This is a genomic window from Bradyrhizobium sp. BRP20 (assembly GCF_020194215.1).
Taxonomy (GTDB): domain Bacteria; phylum Pseudomonadota; class Alphaproteobacteria; order Rhizobiales; family Xanthobacteraceae; genus Bradyrhizobium; species Bradyrhizobium yuanmingense.
This window is the reverse complement of record NZ_JADYVY010000116.1, coordinates 1-415: the sequence shown is the minus strand read 5'-3', so window position 1 is coordinate 415 and position 415 is coordinate 1. Positions and strand designations below refer to the sequence as shown.

Annotated in this window: 1 protein-coding gene; it reads right to left on the bottom strand. The window is 71.8% G+C overall.

Going from position 1 to position 415, the window contains the following annotated elements:
• Positions 1–415, bottom strand: a 415-nt coding sequence (locus I6F33_RS38060; RefSeq protein ID WP_276573721.1) for an NAD(P)-dependent oxidoreductase, incomplete at both ends; no start/stop codon positions are given.

The following is a 415-nucleotide window of genomic DNA, read 5'->3' as shown; positions in this document are numbered from 1 at the left end:
ACCTCCGCTTCTCCGGCCACGAGGTACCGCTCGATCGCCTTGCCGATGGAGCCGTAGCCGACGAGCAGGACGCGGTCGTCCGCCAGTGACCGGGTGTGCTCGCGGTCCCACGAGCCGGTGCTCTGCTGCCGGAACCAGCGCGGCAGGTTCCGCTGGGCGGCGAGGATCAGGGCGAGCGTGTGCTCGGCGACGCTGAGGTCGTGCAGGCCGCGGCCGTTGGCGAGGGTGACGCCGTCCGGGATCAGCGGCAGGAGGCTGTCGACACCCGCGGACAGCGACTGCACGGCCTTCAGCGACGGCATCTTCGCGATCAGCTTCGGCGGCTCGGGCCCGCTGTCGTAGGGCAGGACGTAGAACTCGACGCCGTCCAGGCCGGGTGGCGTGCCGGTGCCGTCGTAGCAGGCGGTCTCCAGGC